General features: G+C 69.8%; 15 protein-coding genes, 1 pseudogene and 1 riboswitch. Of the genes and pseudogenes, 6 read left to right on the top strand and 10 right to left on the bottom strand.

Annotated features, from left to right (window positions below):
* Positions 1 to 203: 203 nt before the first annotated feature.
* Together AB0I10_RS27040 and AB0I10_RS27035 are read left to right on the top strand one after the other, a co-directional pair.
* The gene (locus AB0I10_RS27040) at positions 204 to 944 is read left to right on the top strand and encodes an ATP-binding cassette domain-containing protein (RefSeq protein WP_363155226.1); all 741 of its coding nucleotides are present in this window, start codon (positions 204 to 206) and stop codon (positions 942 to 944) included.
* Positions 926 to 2,080 carry a hypothetical protein gene (locus AB0I10_RS27035; RefSeq protein WP_363155225.1) on the top strand — a complete coding sequence of 385 codons (1,155 nt, stop codon included), beginning with the start codon at positions 926 to 928 and terminating at the stop codon, positions 2,078 to 2,080. Before AB0I10_RS27040 ends, AB0I10_RS27035 begins: the two co-directional genes overlap by 19 nt.
* Before the next feature lie 179 nt (positions 2,081 to 2,259).
* Here AB0I10_RS27035 and AB0I10_RS27030 read toward each other — a convergent pair whose 3' ends face one another.
* Positions 2,260 to 2,682 carry a RidA family protein gene (locus AB0I10_RS27030; protein WP_363155224.1) on the bottom strand — a complete coding sequence of 141 codons (423 nt, stop codon included), beginning with the start codon at positions 2,680 to 2,682 and terminating at the stop codon, positions 2,260 to 2,262.
* Between the two features lie 116 nt (positions 2,683 to 2,798).
* On the opposite strand from AB0I10_RS27030, the gene AB0I10_RS27025 reads away from it, so the two are divergent.
* The 3 genes from AB0I10_RS27025 (at position 2,799) to AB0I10_RS27015 (ending at position 5,600) form a co-directional block, all read left to right on the top strand.
* Positions 2,799 to 3,206: a MarR family transcriptional regulator gene (locus tag AB0I10_RS27025; protein WP_363155255.1), complete on the top strand. Its 408-nt coding sequence runs from the start codon at positions 2,799 to 2,801 to the stop codon at positions 3,204 to 3,206.
* 10 nt (positions 3,207 to 3,216) lie between these two features.
* The gene (locus tag AB0I10_RS27020) at positions 3,217 to 4,362 is read left to right on the top strand and encodes an LOG family protein (protein ID WP_363155223.1); all 1,146 of its coding nucleotides are present in this window, start codon (positions 3,217 to 3,219) and stop codon (positions 4,360 to 4,362) included.
* Between the two features lie 200 nt (positions 4,363 to 4,562).
* On the top strand, positions 4,563 to 5,600 hold the full coding sequence (locus AB0I10_RS27015; RefSeq protein ID WP_363155222.1) for a hypothetical protein: 1,038 nt from the start codon (positions 4,563 to 4,565) through the stop codon (positions 5,598 to 5,600).
* Positions 5,601 to 5,663: 63 nt separating this feature from the next.
* Here the strand turns inward: AB0I10_RS27015 and AB0I10_RS27010 are convergent, their stop codons facing one another.
* The 9 genes from AB0I10_RS27010 to rpsB all read right to left on the bottom strand — a co-directional run bounded on the left by AB0I10_RS27010 (position 5,664) and on the right by rpsB (position 15,733).
* On the bottom strand, positions 5,664 to 6,734 hold the full coding sequence (locus AB0I10_RS27010; RefSeq protein ID WP_363155221.1) for an ABC transporter ATP-binding protein: 1,071 nt from the start codon (positions 6,732 to 6,734) through the stop codon (positions 5,664 to 5,666).
* Entirely contained in the window at positions 6,735 to 8,414 is a 1,680-nt protein-coding gene (locus tag AB0I10_RS27005) for an iron ABC transporter permease (protein ID WP_363155254.1), read from the bottom strand.
* A 53-nt stretch (positions 8,415 to 8,467) separates the two neighbouring features.
* A complete protein-coding gene (locus AB0I10_RS27000; RefSeq protein WP_363155220.1) occupies positions 8,468 to 9,535 on the bottom strand; it encodes a thiamine ABC transporter substrate-binding protein in 1,068 nt (355 codons plus the stop codon).
* A 103-nt stretch (positions 9,536 to 9,638) separates the two neighbouring features.
* A riboswitch (TPP riboswitch) is annotated at positions 9,639 to 9,759 on the bottom strand.
* 33 nt (positions 9,760 to 9,792) lie between these two features.
* The gene (rlmN, locus tag AB0I10_RS26995; RefSeq protein ID WP_363155219.1) at positions 9,793 to 10,905 is read right to left on the bottom strand and encodes a 23S rRNA (adenine(2503)-C(2))-methyltransferase RlmN; all 1,113 of its coding nucleotides are present in this window, start codon (positions 10,903 to 10,905) and stop codon (positions 9,793 to 9,795) included.
* Positions 10,906 to 11,074: 169 nt separating this feature from the next.
* Positions 11,075 to 12,238 (bottom strand): phosphatidate cytidylyltransferase, encoded by a 1,164-nt coding sequence (locus AB0I10_RS26990; protein WP_363155218.1) that lies wholly within the window; start codon positions 12,236 to 12,238, stop codon positions 11,075 to 11,077.
* A complete protein-coding gene (gene frr / locus AB0I10_RS26985) occupies positions 12,238 to 12,795 on the bottom strand; it encodes a ribosome recycling factor (protein ID WP_363155217.1) in 558 nt (185 codons plus the stop codon). Before frr ends, AB0I10_RS26990 begins: the two co-directional genes overlap by 1 nt.
* Before the next feature lie 175 nt (positions 12,796 to 12,970).
* A complete protein-coding gene (pyrH, locus tag AB0I10_RS26980; RefSeq protein ID WP_363155216.1) occupies positions 12,971 to 13,741 on the bottom strand; it encodes a UMP kinase in 771 nt (256 codons plus the stop codon).
* 161 nt (positions 13,742 to 13,902) lie between these two features.
* The gene (tsf, locus tag AB0I10_RS26975; RefSeq protein WP_363155215.1) at positions 13,903 to 14,739 is read right to left on the bottom strand and encodes a translation elongation factor Ts; all 837 of its coding nucleotides are present in this window, start codon (positions 14,737 to 14,739) and stop codon (positions 13,903 to 13,905) included.
* Between the two features lie 106 nt (positions 14,740 to 14,845).
* Positions 14,846 to 15,733 carry a 30S ribosomal protein S2 gene (gene rpsB / locus AB0I10_RS26970; RefSeq protein WP_363155214.1) on the bottom strand — a complete coding sequence of 296 codons (888 nt, stop codon included), beginning with the start codon at positions 15,731 to 15,733 and terminating at the stop codon, positions 14,846 to 14,848.
* 910 nt (positions 15,734 to 16,643) lie between these two features.
* Between rpsB and AB0I10_RS26965 the strand changes: the two are divergent.
* Positions 16,644 to 17,339 (top strand): annotated as a pseudogene (locus AB0I10_RS26965) (M23 family metallopeptidase); the annotation flags it as partial.
* Positions 17,340 to 17,493 lie beyond the last annotated feature (154 nt).

The raw sequence follows: 17,493 nt of genomic DNA, 5'->3' as shown, positions 1-17,493 counted from the left end.
CCTGGTTCGGTAGAGCACAACTAAATAGTCAACGGCCCAGATTTCGCTCACTTCAATCCATACGAGTGAATCTGGGCCGTTGTGCGTGCCCAGCGGTGAATAGGAGGGGCAACCACTCCTTACCGTGCTAGTGACCGATACCCTGCATGGTCGTTCACCCGGTCAGGGGAACGAGTCGACGCGAACAAGCAAGAGGTGCGCAGATGGTGGCCCCGCCTGACAACGACGTTCTCTGGGCTCGCGGCCTGCACCACACGCACGGCTGCACCTCCGCCCTCACCGGGGTCTCCCTCGGCGTCCGCGAGGGCGAGATCCTCGCCGTCACCGGCCCACGCGGCAGCGGCAAGACCACGCTCCTCAAATGCCTGTCCGGTCAACTCACCCCGACCGAGGGCGAGGTCTGGTTCAACAGCTCACCCGTACACACCCTTTCCTCTCCCAGCCGCGAACGGCTGCGTCTGGACCGGTTCGGCTGGATCGACACCGAACCACAGCTCGTCCCCGAGCTCACCGCCTGGGAGAACGCCGCCCTCCCGCTCCTGCTGCGCGGCACCGGCCAGCGCTCCGCCAAGCACACCGCCATGGAATGGCTGGACCGCCTCGACGTCGGCATGTGCGCCCGCCGCCGCCCCGCGCAGCTCGACCAGTCGCAGCGCCAGCGCATCGCCGTGGCCCGCGCGCTGGCCACCAACCCTCAGGTCCTCTTCGCGGACGAACCGACCGCCCCGTTGCACTGCTCCGACGGCGCGCAGGTCCTGCGCACGCTCACCACCGCGGCACGCTCACACCAGATCACCGTGGTCCTGGCGACCCACGATCCCGATATCGCCACGCTCGCCGACCGGACCATCACCCTCGTCGACGGACGCCAGTCGGGCGCCGCTCCGGCCACCGACGGCTCCTCCGACGCGGAAAGCAGGGCAGCGTGCTCGCTCTCCGTCTAGCTCGCGGTTCTCACCCCCTCGTTCTGCTGCGCCGCCTCGGCGTCGCCACCGCAGCAGCCGGCACCGGCTTCCTCCTGCTGTCCGCCCTCGGCCACGCCGCCGCCCACCCGACGTCGACCAGCGACTCCCTGATGCGCCTGCTGTGGTGCGCCGCCCCGCTCGCCGCCACCGTGCAGTTCGCCGTCTCCGTGGCCCGTACGGACCCCGCCGCCCGCCTCCACCGGGGCATGACCGCCGCCGGCCTCGGCCCGATCCGGCTCACCCTGCTCGCCGCGGCATCCACCACGCTGTCCTGCGTCCTCGGCGTCCTCCTTTCCCTGCTCGCTTTCCTCCGGCTCCGCGGCGACCTCGGCGCCTCCCCCGGCCTCATCGACTCCAACCTGCTCGGCGCCGGCCACCCCGTGCCGCCCGGCGGTGCTCTCATCCTCCTGTCGATCGTGCCGGTGACCGCCGCCGCGGCGACCGCCGTAGCCCTGCGCCCCCGCGACGAGGCCACATCCCCCGAAACCGAGGCCCGCCCCACGACGGCCCCGCCCGTGGGCCTCCCGTGGGGGATGGCCCTGACGGCGGCAGGACTGGCGATCGAGGCCTACACCAGCCCCGGCTCCACCGGAGGGCTGCTGCCGATGCCCGGCCGACTGATCGGCAGCCCCCCGGGCGTGCTGGCCGGCTGGGCGCTGTCCGCCTTCGGCCTCGTCCTCGCCGGCCCGGGCCTGGTGTATCTGTGCGGCTGGCTCCTGTGCCTGGCCCGGCCCGGTGCACTGCGACTGCTTTCCGGCCGCGTGCTCCAGGAGGAGTCGCACCGCATCGGCCGCCCGCTCGGCGTCCTCTGCGCGGTCGCGTCCGGCACCTACGCGGCGGTGAACATGTACGAAGCCGCTCCCTCCCGTCCCTTCGGACCTCTGACCGCCATCGGGGCTACGGTCGTCCTCGCCTGTGCCGCCGCCAGCGCGCTCACCGCCGCGCTGGAGTCCCGCTCCGCCCGCGCCCACACCACCGCCGCCCTGCGCCGGCTCGGCACCCCTGCCTCCGTCCTCTATCGCGCCACCGCCCTGCGCGCCGCGGCCCTTGTGATCGTGCTCGGCCCCTTGACCTGGGCCATCGCCGGGATGGCGACTCTTCCTTTGGTGCAGTGAACGGGGTGGGGGCCGGAGTGCGGGACGTAGCGCGTGGTGACGGCCCGGTGGTGGGGCGCGAGGACAGTGGTGTGCCGGGGCAGATGCGTAGGTAGCCGGACATCGGGGAGCGGCGGCGGCTCGGCGCCGCGGGTCCGCACCGCGGGGCGACGCACGGCGAGTGCCGGAACGTCCGCTGTTCAGCGAGCGAGGGCGGTGACCTCCACCTCTATTCGCCAGTCCGGCTGGGCCAGTGACGACACTTCGAGCAGCGTGTCGGCGGGATAGGGCTGGGACAGAAACTCTCCGCGCAGGGTGATGACGTGGTCGAGGTCGGCAGCCATGTCCGTGACGAAGATGCCCACCTTCACCACATCGGCGAGCGTGGCGCCCGCTGCGGCGAGGACCCTCTCGACGTTCGCGAACGCCTGTCGCCCCTGAGTCAGGAAGTCATCCGAGACGGTCCGTCCCCGCTCGTCGATCCCCGCTTGGCCAGAGACATGGATCAGTCCACCCGCCTTGATCGCCTGCGAGATCCTGTACGGCTCATACCAATCCGGCGTGGTGGCGATCCGCTGGATCTCCTGAGTACCCCGGTCCTCCGCAATGCCGCTCACCGACATGACACTCCCCCTCAGTTCCATGTGCGCACATCTCTTGCATGCACATACATAATTTTCAGCTGCATGTACGCTGTTGTCAAGAGCCGGCAGGAAAAGGCAGAAGAGAGCGGACGATGATGGACGCGGAGCACTGGGACCGGTTCGGAGCACTGCACACGCGCGTCGAGCAGGAGCTGGCGAGGGCCTTGCAGCAACATCACAGCATCGGCCTCTCGGAATACCGCGCCCTGGCCCGGCTGGCCGAGGCGGACGACGGCGAACTGCGCATGCAGGAGCTCGCCGACCTCATCGGTCTCAACCAGAGCTCCGTGAGCCGACTGGCCTCCCGGCTGGAATCATCCGGCCTCACCCGCCGGGACCTGTGCCCCAAGGACCGTCGCGGCGTCTACAGCGTGATCACCGACGAGGGACGCGACATGCAGAACAAGGCGCGCCCGACCTACGACAGCGCCCTGCACGCCGCGCTCGACGCAGCGGCCGCAGACGGACACCTCGGCCCCCTGGTGGAGTCGCTGCGCACCTAACATGACGTGCGTGCAGTCGAATTCAGAGCCCCCAGCGTCCCACCACGCCCGCAGCCACGACTACGAGATCGAGTCCCTTGCGGAGTTCGACCGGGTCACCGCCTCGGGCAGCCTCGCCGGACACCGCGTACAGTCGCTCGACCTGACGGACCGTACGTTCGCGCTGCTCGGTACGGACACCACCGATTCCGTGTTTCTCGGCTGCGACATGGAGCCGGACGCCGCCGCGAAGGTACGCGCCGGCGGCGCCCTGGTCTTCCCGCCCATACCTGGTCTGCCGTTCGATCCCTACCGCGGCGACCTGCACGGACCGGACGAACTTTTCGAGGGGCTGGTCGACTCCGGCTACGAAGCCACACCGGACGGCCGCACATACCGCTGGTACCAAGAGACCAGAACGGACGGCGACATCTTCGCCTCGATGCTGCGGAGCATCCATGACGACGCCATCTCGGACGCCCTGGACGAACACGTCGCCGGTGCGCGGGTGGTGGGCATCATGGGTGGGCACGCGCTGGAACGCGGCACCGCGGCCTACGCGGGCGCGGCGCGGCTCGGCCGCCGGCTCACCCGCAGCGGCCTGACCGTCGCGACAGGCGGCGGCCCGGGCGCGATGGAGGCCGCGAACCTCGGGGCGTACGCCGCCCCCTTCGACGACGGCATGCTCGACTCCGCGCTCGAACTCCTCGCCAAGGCCCCGTACTTCACGCCCTCCGTCACGGACTGGGCGCGGGCCGCCTTCGACGTCCGCCGGAGCTGGCCGGGCGGCGGTGCCTCGATCGGTATCCCCACCTGGTTCTACGGCCATGAGCCGCCGAACGCGTTCGCCTCACATATCGCGAAGTTCTTCGTCAACGCCGTGCGTGAGGACGGCCTCCTGGCACGCTCGAATGCCGGCGTGGTGTTCCTGCCGGGCGCCGCCGGGACCGTACAGGAGATCTTCGACACCGCGACCCCGAACTACTACCAGTCGAGGGGCGAGCCGACCCCGATGGTGCTGGTGAACCGTGAGCACTGGACCGAGAAGCTGCCCACCTGGCCGCTCCTCCAGGCTCTCGCCGCGGACCGCCCCATGGCGCACCGGATCGCCCTCGTCGACTCGGTGGATGATGTCCCGGAGGCGCTGGCCCGCCTCACGGCCGGGACGGAGTGCTGACGGAGCGGGCCGCGGCAGCGCTTCGGCCCGCGCTCCGTGACCGCCCCCTTTGGCCGACCCCTTTGACCACCCCTTTGACCACCCCTTTGGCCGACCGAAATATCTGCCCGCCCTCCTGAGGCAACTTCCATCCCGAAATGCGCGTCTGCCAGGCCAGGTAATGAACAGGTAATGCAGGCAGTGCGCGAACGGAGCTCTTGGTGATCATCGGCCTTCTGACGGCGGTAGCGGCGTCGGCCTGCTACGGCACGGGTTCGGTCCTGCAGGCGGTGGGTTCACGCAAGTCCGCCCAGCGGGAAGCGGCCGCCGCTTCCCGCACAGGAGTCACCCAGCACGGCGGCCCCAGCCTGTCTTCCACCGCCAAGGCCGCCGTGACCTGGGAATTCATGGTCGGCACGGTGCTGGACTTCATAGGGTTCGGACTCGGTGCGCTGGCCGCGCGGCTGCTGCCGCTGTTCCTTTCCCAGACCGTGATCAGCGCCAACCTGGTGGTCACCGCGGTGCTCAGCGTCAAGCTCCTCGGCATCCGGCTCACCCGGCCGGAGTGGGCCTCCATCGCCGTGGTCTGTTCGGCGTTGGTGCTGCTGGCCACGGCCGCGGGACCGGAGGGCGGCGGCGATGCGTCGACCACCACACACTGGTGGCTGCTGGCCGCCTCCGTCGTCCTCATCGGCGGCGGCACCCTCATCGTGCGCCTGCTCGGCGGACGGGCCGCAATCCTCGCCGGCCTGCTCTCCGGCCTGGGCTTCGGCGCGCTCGGCGTGGGCGTACGAGTGCTGAACGGTGTCGATCCGTTCAACCTGCCCACCCTCCTCGGCGACCCTGCCCTCTACGCGATTCTCGTGGCCGGAATCGGCGGGATGTATCTCCACACCGTCGCCCTGCAGATCGGTTCTGTGAACGGCGCCACGGCGGCTCTGGTGGTGGGCGAGACCGTGGTCCCGGGCATCCTCGGGGTGCTGTGGCTGGGTGACTCCTCCCGTCCAGGATTCGCCTGGGTCGCCGTCCTCGGTTTCGTGGTGGCGGTGGCCGGTGCCGTCGCGGTCGCTTGGTTCGGCGAGCCGGAGTCCGGCCCGGCCACCGGGGAGGACGCGGGCGCGAAGGACAGTGCCCGGCCAGGGGACGACTCGGCGTCGGCCGGCGACCCGAAGGAGTCTCTGCCGGCCGGCAGAGACTCCTCTGGAGCCTCCGACCAGCCCGCTCACTCCCTGGCCAGCAATCGCGCCAGCTCCTCATAGGAACGGTCCCGGCCCCACTCCGCCCTGACAGGAACGGCATCACAGCAGCGACATTCCGCGCCGTTATTCCGGCGCGGCGTCCAACACCACTACGTCCTCCGCGGCGAAGGCGATGCCCACCTTCTGTCCGGTCTCCGGCGCATCCACGAGCGCGCAGGCCGCCTCCACCTGCGGTCCGGCGGCCGGCTGGAGCAGCAGGGCGACGTGGGTGCCGCGGAACGTCCGGGCTGCGACCGTGCAGGGCAGGCCCTCCGGGGCAGGCGTCAGCCGGACACCGGCCGGGCGGACAAGCAGGCGGCACGGCCCGTCCGGAGTACCTTCCGGGACCGGCACCTTGCCCCAGGGAGTGACCGCGGCCTCGCCCTGCACCGTCGCCTCCACCACATTGTCGAAGCCCAGGAAGCGGGCGACGAATTCGGTGGCGGGCCGCTGCCAGACCTCCAATGGGGTACCCGTCTGCGCGATCCGTCCGTCCTGCATCACCACCACCCGGTCGGCGAGCGCGAACGCCTCACCCTGGTCGTGCGTGACCGCGAGTACGGTCGTGCCCAACTCGCGGAAGAGCCGCCGCAGTTCGACGACCAGTCGTTCGCGCAGCCCGCGGTCGAGCTGGCCGAGCGGCTCGTCCAGCATCAGCAACCGGGGGCGCGGGGCGAGAGCGCGGGCCAGCGCGACCCGTTGCTGTTCGCCGCCGGACAGCGACGCCACGGCGCGCCGCTGAGCACCCGGCAGCCCGACGAGTTCCAGCAGTTCGGCGACCGTACGCTCCTGGTCGGCGCGCGAGCTGCCGCGCATCCGCAGCCCGAAGGCGACGTTGCCCGCGACATCGCGCTGCGGGAAGAGCTGGTGGTCCTGGAACATCAGCCCGACGCCGCGCCGGTGCGTGGGCACCTCCGACTGGTCCCGGCCCTCCAGCAACACCCGCCCCGCATCGGCCTGTTGAAGCCCGGCCACCACCCGCAGCAGCGTGGACTTGCCACTGCCGCTCGGCCCCAGCACACACACGATTTCGTGCGCGGCGACGTCCAGATCCACCGCGTCGAGCGCGAGGTGCCCACCGGACGTGCCGAAGCGGACGGTCACTCCGCCCAGTCGCAGCAGCTCCCGCGCCGTGGTGTCGGCCTGTGCCGTCATCTAGAACTCTCCGGGATGGTCGGTGACGGGGGTCCCCTTGGCCGTGGTTGTCCGAGGCTGGGGGCGAATGCGCTCCAGGGCCAGCAGGACACCGGCGCACACCACCATCAAGATGGTCGACAGGGCCATCGCCTGCCCGTAGTTGAGCTCGCCGGGGCGCCCCAGCAGCCGCGCAACGGCCACCGGCAGCGTCGGTTGGTCCGGCCGCGCGATGAAGACCGTCGCACCGAATTCACCGAGCGAGACGGCGAAGGCGAAGCCGGCCGCGATCAGCACGGCCCGCCGTACGATCGGCAGATCCACCTCCCGCCATACCCGCCACGGCGAGGCGCCGAGCACCGCGGCCGCCTCGCGCAGCCGCCCGTCCACCGCACGCAGGACGGGCAGCATCGTCCGGACCACGAACGGCACACCCACCAGCGCCTGGGCCAGGGGAACCAGCCACCACGAGGAGCGCAGGTCCAGCGGAGGTTCGTCGAGGGTGATCAGAAAGCCGAAGCCGACGGTCACCGCGGAGACGCCGAGGGGCAGCATCAGCAGTGCGTCGAAACCGCGGATGAGCCGACCAGGTTTAGTGCTCCCCCCGGCCGAGCTCGTCCGCAGGGTGAGGGCGGCCGCCGCCAGCCCGCCCACCACCAGAGCGATCACCGTCGCCGCCGCCCCGTAAGCGAGGGAGTTCCACAGGGCATCGAGCGGTGCGACGACGAAGGTGTTGTCGGCTGACGCGGCGGATCGCAGCGTGTCGTAGAACGTCAGCCCATAGCCGCCCGACCCAGCGAACGACCGCTCGACAAGCACGACCAGCGGCCCGACGAGCAGGACGGCGATGACGGTGAGCGTGCCCCACAGCAGTGCCCACTGGCCGGGTCCGCGCGGCCGCCGAGCGGTCTGCGAAGCGTCGACGAGACGGAGAGCGGATTCCCGCCGTCGCACGGTCCATGCGTGCAGCGCCAGCAGTCCCAGCACTGCCGCGAATTGGATCATCGTGAGGACAGCGGCCGTCGGCAGATCCAGGAAGTCCGCGGTCTGCCGGTAGATCTCCACCTCCAGCGTCGAAAAGGTGGGCCCGCCCAGAATCTGCACCACCCCGAAGGAGGTGAAGGTGAAGAGGAAGACCATCAGCGCGGCGGCGGCGACGGCCGGGCCGAGCGCGGGCAGCGTCACGCGCCGCCAGGCCGCGAACCGTCCGGCTCCCAGCACCCGCGCCGCCTCTTCCTGACGCGGGTCGAGCTGCGCCCACAGCCCGCCGACGGTCCGTACGACCACCGCGTAATTGAAGAAGACGTGTGCCAGCAGGATCGCCCACACCGAGGTGTCCAGGCGTACGCCCCAGAGGTCGTCGAGCAGCCCACCGCGCCCGACCAGCGCCAGAAAAGCCGAACCGACGACGACGGTGGGCAGCACGAACGGCACCATCACCACCGCCCGCAGCAGTTGTTTGCCGGGGAAGTCGAAGCGCGCGAAGACATACGCTCCGGGCAGCGCGATCAGCAGGGTCAGCGCGGTCGAGGCCGCCGCCTGCCAGACGGTGAACCACAGGACATGGAGAAGATCCGGATCGCTCACCACCTCGCCGATCCGGCCGAGCTGCCACCGTCCGCCGTCCTTCAGCCCCCGGCCGACGATCGCGACGACCGGATAGGCGAAGAACAGCGCGAAGAAGGCGAGCGGCAGGGCCATCAGGCCGAGCCGCACCGCCGTTCCTCGCGAGGGCCTTCTGCGCAGAGCGCGGGTTACTTCAGAACGAGCGAGGACCACTGCTTGATCCACTGTTCGCGGTTCTTGGTGATCGTCTCCGGGGCCAGCGTCGCCGGCTTGTCGATCGTCGCGCCGTACTTGGTGAACAGCTCCGGCACCTTGGCGTCCTCGCGTGCCGGGTTGACGAACATCTGCAGCGGCACCTCCTCCTGGAACTTCTTGCTCAGCAGGAAGTCCAGCAGCGCCTTGCCGCCCTTCTCGTTCTTCGCGCCCTTGAGGAGGCCGCCGAATTCGATCTGGCGGAAGCAGGTGCCGGTCGCGACACCGGTCGGTGCCTCCTTGGGCGCCGGCTTCTTGCCGAGCACCTCGAAGGGCGGGCTGGAGGCGTAGGAGACCACCAGCGGCTTGTCGCCCTTGCCCGCCACGGAGCCCGAGAACCGCCCGTTGTAGGCCTGCTCCCAGCCGTCGACGACCTCGACGCCATTGGCCCTGAGCTTCTTCCAGTAGCCCTGCCACCCCTCCTCGCCGTACGTGGCGATGGTGCCGAGCTGGAAGGCGAGCCCCGGGGAGGAGGTCGCGGAGTTCTCCGTGACGAGCAGCCCCTTGTACCGGGGCTTGATCAGATCGTCGAACGTCTTCGGCGGCGCGATCTTGTGCCGGTCGAAGTAGGACCGGTCGTAGTTGACGCAGATGTCGCCGTAGTCGAGCGGGGTGACGCGGTTCTTGCCCTTGTCGAGCTGAAGCGTGGCCGGGACCTTGTCCAAGCCCTCGGCCTGGTACGGGCTGAAGATGCCTTCGTCCAGGCCGCGCGAGAGCAGAGTGTTGTCGATGCCGAAGAATACATCGCCCTGCGGATTGCCCTTGGACAGGATCGCCTGGTTGACGGCCTTGCCGGCGTCCCCGCCCTTCAGGACCTTCACCTTGTAGCCGCTCTCCTTCTCGAAGGCGGCGAGGGCGGACTCGGAGGGACCCGAGTCATGGCTGACGAGCGTGACCGTCTTGGCGTCCGCGCTGCCGCCGTCCGAGCTGCCGCATGCGGCGAGCGCCGTCATACCGACCGCGGCGGCGACGGCCGTCGCGGTGATCCTCCTGGTGGTGCTCACTGATTTCCTCCTGGCTGGCCAGGAAGAGACGCGGCCCCGCCCGGTGTCCGCGGCTCGCGACGTCCGATGACGTACGGAGGGGACTCCGGGCAGGGCGCAACAGCATGAGTGACGACCGAACTTCCTACCCGGAATGACCCGGGCGAGGTTCAAGGGTCTGCGGGCACCGTAGGACTACGACGCTTCCGCACTCTCAGCGCTGTGGCGCTCCCCTGTCGGAATGTGCATTTGTTCGACCACACCGTACCAGCGAGCGGTCAGCGCTCCGAGGCAGCCAGCTGCCCGCAGGCGCCGTCGATCTCCTGACCGCGGGTGTCGCGGACGGTCACCGGCACGCCGTGCGCCTCGATGGCCTTGACGAACGCCCGCTCGTCCTCGGGACGCGAGGCGGTCCACTTCGAGCCGGGCGTCGGGTTCAGCGGAATCAGGTTCACATGGACCCGCTTGCCCTTGAGCAGCCGTCCCAGCAGGTCACCGCGCCACGCCTGGTCGTTGATGTCCCGGATCAGGGCGTACTCGATCGAAATGCGCCGCCCGGACTTCTCCGCGTACTCCCAGGCCGCGTCCAGCACCTCACGCACCTTCCAGCGCGTGTTGACGGGCACGAGCGTGTCGCGCAGCTCGTCGTCCGGCGCGTGCAGCGATACCGCGAGCCGGCACTTGAAGCCCTCGTCCGCGAACCGCAGCATCGCCGGGACCAGGCCGACCGTGGAGACGGTGATGCCGCGCTGGGACAGCCCCAGCCCGTCCGGCTCGGGGTCGGTCAGCCGCCGGATGGCGCCGACCACCCGCTTGTAGTTGGCGAGCGGCTCGCCCATCCCCATGAAGACGATGTTGGACAGCCGCGCCGGTCCGCCCGGGACGTCGCCGTCGCGCAGTGCCCGCATCCCGTCGACGATCTGGTGGACGATCTCCGCGGTCGAGAGATTGCGGTCCAGTCCCGCCTGGCCGGTGGCGCAGAACGGGCAGTTCATCCCGCAGCCGGCCTGTGAGGAGATGCACATGGTGACCCGGTCCGGGTAGCGCATCAGTACGGACTCGACGAGCGTGCCGTCGTGCAGCTTCCACAGGGTCTTGCGGGTGGTGTCGTTGTCGCACGAGATGTGCCGCACCACGTTCATCAGGTCGGGCAGCAGCTCTGCCGCCAGCTTTTCGCGCGCCGCCGCCGGGATGTCGGTCCACTGCGCCGGGTCGTGCGCGTAACGGGCGAAGTAGTGCTGCGACAGCTGCTTGGCGCGGAACGGCTTCTCGCCGATCGCGGCCACCGCTTCGCGGCGCTCGGCCGGGGTGAGATCGGCAAGGTGCCGCGGGGGCTGCTTGGCGCCGCGGGGGGCGACGAAAGTCAGCACACCAGGCTCGGGCGGTGCCATGGGCGGAAACTCCTCATTGCGATGGGCCGGACGATCTCCGCTGTCGCGGAGCCAACGGCTGGACGATGCCTGAACCCGGAGACCTCACGGGGCCGTCCCCGCAGCCGCGGGGCAGGAAAAGGGCCCGCTGCAACAGGCAGCGAGCCCTTCCAGGGTACCTGGGGGCGATTCAGCCCGCTCCCACGAAGATCACAAACAGCAGCCAGACCACCGGCGCGGTCGGCAGCAGGGAGTCGAGGCGGTCCATGATGCCGCCGTGGCCGGGCAGCAGCGTGCCCATGTCCTTGATGCCGAGATCGCGTTTGATCATGGATTCGCCGAGGTCGCCGAGGGTGGCGCTGGCCGCGACCGCGAGGCCGAGCAGCAGCCCCTGCCACCAGGCGCCGTCCGTGATCAGGAACTCCATGCACAGCGCGCCGGCGACCATCGCGAACAGCACCGCGCCGGCGAGTCCCTCGCGGGTCTTGCCAGGGCTGATGCGCGGCGCGAGCTTGTGGCTGCCGAACCGCCAGCCGACCGCATACGCGCCGGTGTCGCTGACGACCGTCAGCAGCAGGAACGTCAGCACCCGCTGCGGCCCGTCGTCCTCGGCCGCGAGCATCAGCGCCACGAACGTCGCGAGGAACGGCACATAGAACGCCGCGAACACACCGGCGGTGACATCCCGCAGATAGTTCTCGGGCGCCTCCGTCATGCGCCAGACCAGCACGGCGAGCGCGGTGAGCGCCATCGCCACCCACGCGCCTTCCGCGCCGCGCACATACCCGGCGACGACCATGGCGGTGCCGCCGACCGCGAGCGGCACCAGCGGCACCCGGATGTCCTTGCGTTCCGCCAGCCGCGAGGTCAGCTCCCACAGGCCCACGACAACGGCGATCGCTATCACGCCGATGAAGACAGGCTTGTAGAAGAAGAGCGAGGCGAGGATGACCGCGCCGAGACCGACGCCGACCCCTATTGCGGCACGCAAATTGCGTCCCGCGCTCTTCTTCTTCGGCTTGTCCGAGTCCTGCGAGCTGTCGTGCCCGGGAGAACCGGGGAAAGCAGTGGGCATGGGCTCCTGCGGCTTTTCGTCGCGGAACAGGGGGCCGCTCAGTCGAGCAGCCCCCCGGTCGTCCCGGTGGTCCCGGATGTCCCGGTGGTCCCGGGCGTCGTCCTGGTGTCCGCCTGCGCCGGGCACGAGGGGCATGGGCCGAGTCTGCGCCGCATCGCCCCCGTCGTGCAGGGGGCTCGCCGAGGCGGGGGGCATCGCCCGGAGCGAGGGGGCAGTTCCCCTGTCGGGTGGTCCCCATTGACCGGCGCCGGGCGGGACTCCCCAGGATGACTCGTTCATCAGACCTCGAGGAGCTCGGATTCCTTGTGCTTGAGCAGCTCGTCCACCTGCGCGACGTACTTCGCGGTGGTGTCGTCGAGCTCCTTCTCGGCGCGGCGCACCTCGTCCTCGCCGGACTCCTTGTCCTTGACGAGCTTGTCGAGGGTCTCCTTGGCCTTGCGGCGGACGCTACGGATCGAGATCTTCGCGTCCTCGCCCTTGGCCTTGGCGACCTTGATGTACTCCTTGCGGCGTTCCTCGGTCAGCTCCGGGAACGTCACTCGGATGATATTGCCGTCGTTGCTCGGGTTGACGCCGAGGTCGGAGTCGCGGATCGCCTGCTCGATGTTGCGCATCGCGCTCTTGTCGAACGGGGTCACCACGGCCATCCGCGGTTCGGGAACCGAGAACGACGCCAGCTGGTTGATCGGCGTCATGGCACCGTAGTAGTCCGCCACGATCTTGTTGAACATCGCCGGGTGCGCACGCCCGGTGCGGATCGCGGCGAAGTCCTCCTTGGCGACCACGACGGCCTTCTCCATCTTCTCCTCGGCCTCGAGGAGGGTCTCTTCGATCACCACTTGCTCCTGGTCTTTTCGGTAAGAAGCAGAGCCTCGCCCCTGCCGCGCGTCTTCTCCTGCACGGTGTCCGACCGGCAGGCGGTTGTCCATCCCCGTACCGAGGTCTTCCCACGGCCGGGAGTTGCCGCCCGCACAGGCCGATGCCCGTACGGAATCGCGGCAGTTGGGGCCGTCAGGCCCGGGTGCCCTGATCGCTGACGAGCGTGCCGATCTTCTCACCCTTCACCGCGCGCGCGATGTTGCCCTCGGTAAGCAGCTCGAAGACAAGGATCGGGAGCTTGTTGTCGCGGCACAGGGTGATGGCGGTGGCATCGGCGACCTTGAGGTCACGGGTGATGACCTCGCCGTATTCCAGGGCGTCGAACTTGACCGCGTCCGGGTTCTTCTTGGGGTCGGAGTCGTAGACCCCGTCCACACCGTTCTTGCCCATCAGCATGGCCTCGGCGTCGATTTCCAGGGCGCGCTGGGCGGCGGTGGTGTCGGTGGAGAAGTACGGCATGCCCATACCGGCGCCGAAGATGACGACCCGGCCCTTCTCCAGGTGGCGCACCGCACGCAGCGGAATGTACGGCTCCGCGACCTGGCCCATGGTGATGGCGGTCTGGACGCGGGAGTCGATGCCCTCCTTCTCCAGGAAGTCCTGGAGGGCCAGGCAGTTCATGACCGTACCGAGCATGCCCATGTAGTCGGAGCGGGCCCGGTCCATGCCGCGCTGCTGGAGTTCGGCACCGCGGAAGAAGTTGCCGCCACCGATCACGATGGCGATCTCGTATCCGTCGCGCACCACGGCGGCGATCTCGCGGGCCATGGCGTGCACGACATCGGGGTCGACGCCCAGTCCGCCGCCGCCGGCGAACGCCTCGCCCGACAGCTTCAGCAGGAAGCGTCGCCTGTCACCCTTGTCGGCTTTGTCTGTGTCCGCGCCGTCGGCACCGTGATTCATTGAGCTCTCCTCGTGCACATACGAAGAAGGCCATTGCCGTGGGTCTGGTCCAGATCCCTCTGCGGCAATGGCCTCCTCGTCACATCTGCGGCCGGCCGGTGAGCGGCCGACTGCGTACGACCCTAGCGGGTCGCAGGTCATTCGCTGCCTTCGTGGCAGGCTCAGATGCCGACCTTGATGCGCGAGAAGCGCTTCAGGGTGACACCGGCCTCGTCCAGGACCTTCTGGACGGTCTTCTTGTTGTCCAGGGCGTACGGCTGGCCGAGCAGCGTGGCGTCCTTGAAGAAGCCGTTGACGCGACCCTCGACGATCTTCGGGAGCGCGGCCTCCGGCTTGCCCTCGGCGCGGGTGGTCTCCTCGGCGACGCGGCGCTCGGTCTCGACGACCTCGGCCGGCACGTCCTCCTTGGACAGCCACTTCGGGGCGAACGCGGCGATGTGCTGCGCGATGCCCTTGGCGACGTCGGCGTCGGCCTTGTCCAGCTCGACCAGGACACCGATCTGCGGCGGCAGGTCGGGCATGGTGCGGTGCATGTAGTTGAAGACGAAGCCGTCGGCGAACTGCGCGAAGCGGTCCAGGACGATCTTCTCGCCGAGGTTGGCGTTGGCCTCGTCCACGAACGCCTGGACGGTCTTGCCGGCCTCGATCTCGGAGGCGAGCAGGGCCTCGATGTCGGCCGGGGAGGTCTTCGCGACGTGCGCGGCGATCTCGTTGGCGACGGCCTGGAACTTCTCGCCCTTGGCGACGAAGTCCGTCTCGCACTTCAGCTCGACGATGACACCGGAGGTGTTGTCGCCGGCGATCACGGAGACCACGGCGCCGTTCTCGGCGGAGCGGCCCTCGCGCTTGGCGACGCCCTTCTGACCCTTGATGCGCAGCGCCTCGACGGCCTTGTCGACGTTGCCCTCGGCCTCGTCCAGGGCCTTCTTGCAGTCCATCATGCCGGCGCCGGTGAGCTCGCGGAGCTTCTTGACGTCAGCGGCGGTGTAGTTCGCCATGGTCTGTGAATCTCTTCTCGAAATCTCGAAGTCGAAAGATCTACGGGTGGACGGCGGGGGCGGCGCTGGTCGCGCCTGCCCCCGCCGTCATCAACCGGTTCTGAGGTCAGGCCTGCTCGGCGTCCGCGGCCGGCTTCTCAGCCTCGGCCTCGGCCTCGGCGGCGGGAGCCTCGGCCTTGGGGGCCTCCTCCGCCTTGGGGGCCGCGTCGTCAGCCTTCTTCTCGCCCTCGAGCAGGTCGCGCTCCCACTCGGCGAGCGGCTCGCCGGCCTTCTCGCCCGGCTTCTGGTCGCCGGTGGCGGCGCCGGAGCGGGCGATGAGGCCCTCGGCGACGGCGTCGGCGATCACGCGGGTGAGCAGGGTGACGGAGCGGATCGCGTCGTCGTTGCCCGGGATCTTGTAGTCGACCTCGTCGGGGTCGCAGTTGGTGTCGAGGATCGCGACGACCGGGATGTTGAGCTTGCGCGCCTCACCGACGGCGATGTGCTCCTTCTTGGTGTCCACGATCCAGACGGCGCTGGGCACCTTCTGCATCTCGCGGATACCGCCGAGGGTCTTCTCCAGCTTGGCCTTCTCGCGGGAGAGGACGAGGAGCTCCTTCTTGGTGAGGCCGGAGGCGGCCACATCCTCGAAGTCGATCTGCTCGAGCTCCTTCAGGCGCTGCAGGCGCTTGTAGACGGTCGAGAAGTTGGTCAGCATGCCGCCGAGCCAGCGCTGGTTCACGTAGGGCATGCCCACGCGGGTCGCCTGCTCGGCAATGGCCTCCTGGGCCTGCTTCTTCGTGCCGACGAACATGACCGAACCGCCGTGGGCGACGGTCTCCTTGACGAACTCGTAGGCGCGGTCGATGTACGACAGCGACTGGAGCAGGTCGATGATGTAGATGCCGTTGCGCTCGGTGAAGATGAAGCGCTTCATCTTCGGGTTCCAGCGCCGGGTCTGGTGCCCGAAGTGGACGCCGCTCTCCAGCAGCTCCCGCATCGTGACGACGGCCATGGCCGTACTCCTTGTGTTTCTCGGTTTCACTGCGACCGGCCGGCCGCAGTGCCTGACGCCCCGACGCGCCTGCCGAGGAGGGAACCTTGCGGAACCTTCCGAGGACCGAGGAGCGCGGCCACCGTGCTGCCCGAAAGGGACTGGTGCACTGATGGCGGGGCGTGCGAAGTCGACCCGGTGACCCGGATCGCCATAAGAAGTGTACGGGACTGCCGACGCACCGGGCGACGCGCACCTTTTCGAGCCCCACGCGAGTGACACCGTTGTCCACAACCGGCCGGTAATCCACAGCTTCCGACCAAGATCCCCACGCAGCGGCGGACTACGCCACCGTCGACACATGCCACGAAACATGCGAGGAAATTCAAGGTCGGTTCTGATCTTCCGCGGCACGGGGGCGGGGCGGCGATTGCAGGGGTGGGGTGGACGGCGCGGGTGGAACGGGTGGCGCGGGTGGCGTCGGTTGGGGGCGGAGTTCGGGCCTGCCAGCCCGGCTGGCTTATGCGGCGCGCCTGGGCCTTCTGGTGCTGCTGGCCCGCTTGGCTTCCCAGGACGAGGCGGATGCCGACGGCCTCGGTCCGGTGCGCCGCGACCGCGAGGGATGCCGCGTCCCTCATCTCCCTTCTGGCCCCCGCCGCCGCGAGGCAAGCCGGACAGGTACGGGCCGAGCTGCTTCTTCCCGGCGCGTGGTGTGAGTGCGTCCCTGGCCGTCGCGCTGGCCGCCGCGCTCTCCGTGCCGCTGCTCGGGCTGGGATCCGCGTCCACCACCGGGGTCTCCACATCCGCGGGCTTCGCTTCGGAACGTGGGGTGGAGAGCAGGACGGAACACGCGGCGGCGCGCCGGGTGGAACGCGTGCCGGGGCGGGGCGCGGTACGGCTTGAGCGGTCAGCGTCGGCGTCAGCGACCGACCGGGCTTGGCCTGTGGACGGAGCAGCGGGATTACGGCCCACGGTGTTACGCGGCTGGGAGCCGCCACCGTCGCCCTGGGCGGCGGGTCACCGCGGCGTGGATCTGGCAACGACGGCCGGCGCGACGGTGCGGGCGGCCGCACCGGGGCGGGTCGCCTTCGCCGGGACGGTCGCCGGCCGGGGCGTCCTCACCATCGAGCTGTCCCGCTCGGGTCGACCCCCATTACGCACCACATACGAACCCGTGCGCGCCACGGCCCGTAAGGGAGAACGCATCACGGCAGGCCAGCCGGTCGCGGTACTGCAACGCGGCCCGTTCCACTGCCGGGCGCCATGCCTCCACTGGGGCCTGCGTCGCGGGAAGACATACCTGGACCCGCTCTCGCTCCTGCCCCCGCCCATGATCCGCGGCGGCCCGTCGCGCCTGCTCCCAGTCATCGGCGTCCCCGTTCCCGGGCCCTTGGGCCATACGGGTCCCGACCGGCCGGAGCCAACAGCCGACGAGACGGGGGCCGCGCCGACGGGGACTGCGCTAACGGGGGCGGTCGTGCTTGCCGTCGGGGCGGTCTGGGCGCTGGGTCGGCTTTCGCCGGCCGGGAGACCCTATGGCCGCCACCGGGGCCGCTGGTCTCGACGTCTCCACCGGTCCGCCGAGGTGACGCGTGGGGGCTGGGGGGGGGTGACGCCGTCGCAGTGAGAGGGAAGAGACGCGAGGTGTAGCGCGGTGCAGCGCCAGGTAGCGGGGGCGCGGACCACGGCTGCGGGCTGCGGGCTGCGGGCTGCGGGCTGCGGGCTGCGGGCTGCGGGCTGCGGGCTGCGGGCTGCGGGCTGCGGGCTGCGGGCTGCGGGCT

Origin of the sequence: Streptomyces sp. NPDC050636 (assembly GCF_040654775.1) — a bacterium.
GTDB lineage: Bacteria > Actinomycetota > Actinomycetes > Streptomycetales > Streptomycetaceae > Streptomyces.
The sequence above is the reverse complement of the archived record's forward strand: the minus strand, read 5'-3'. Positions and strand labels throughout refer to the sequence as shown.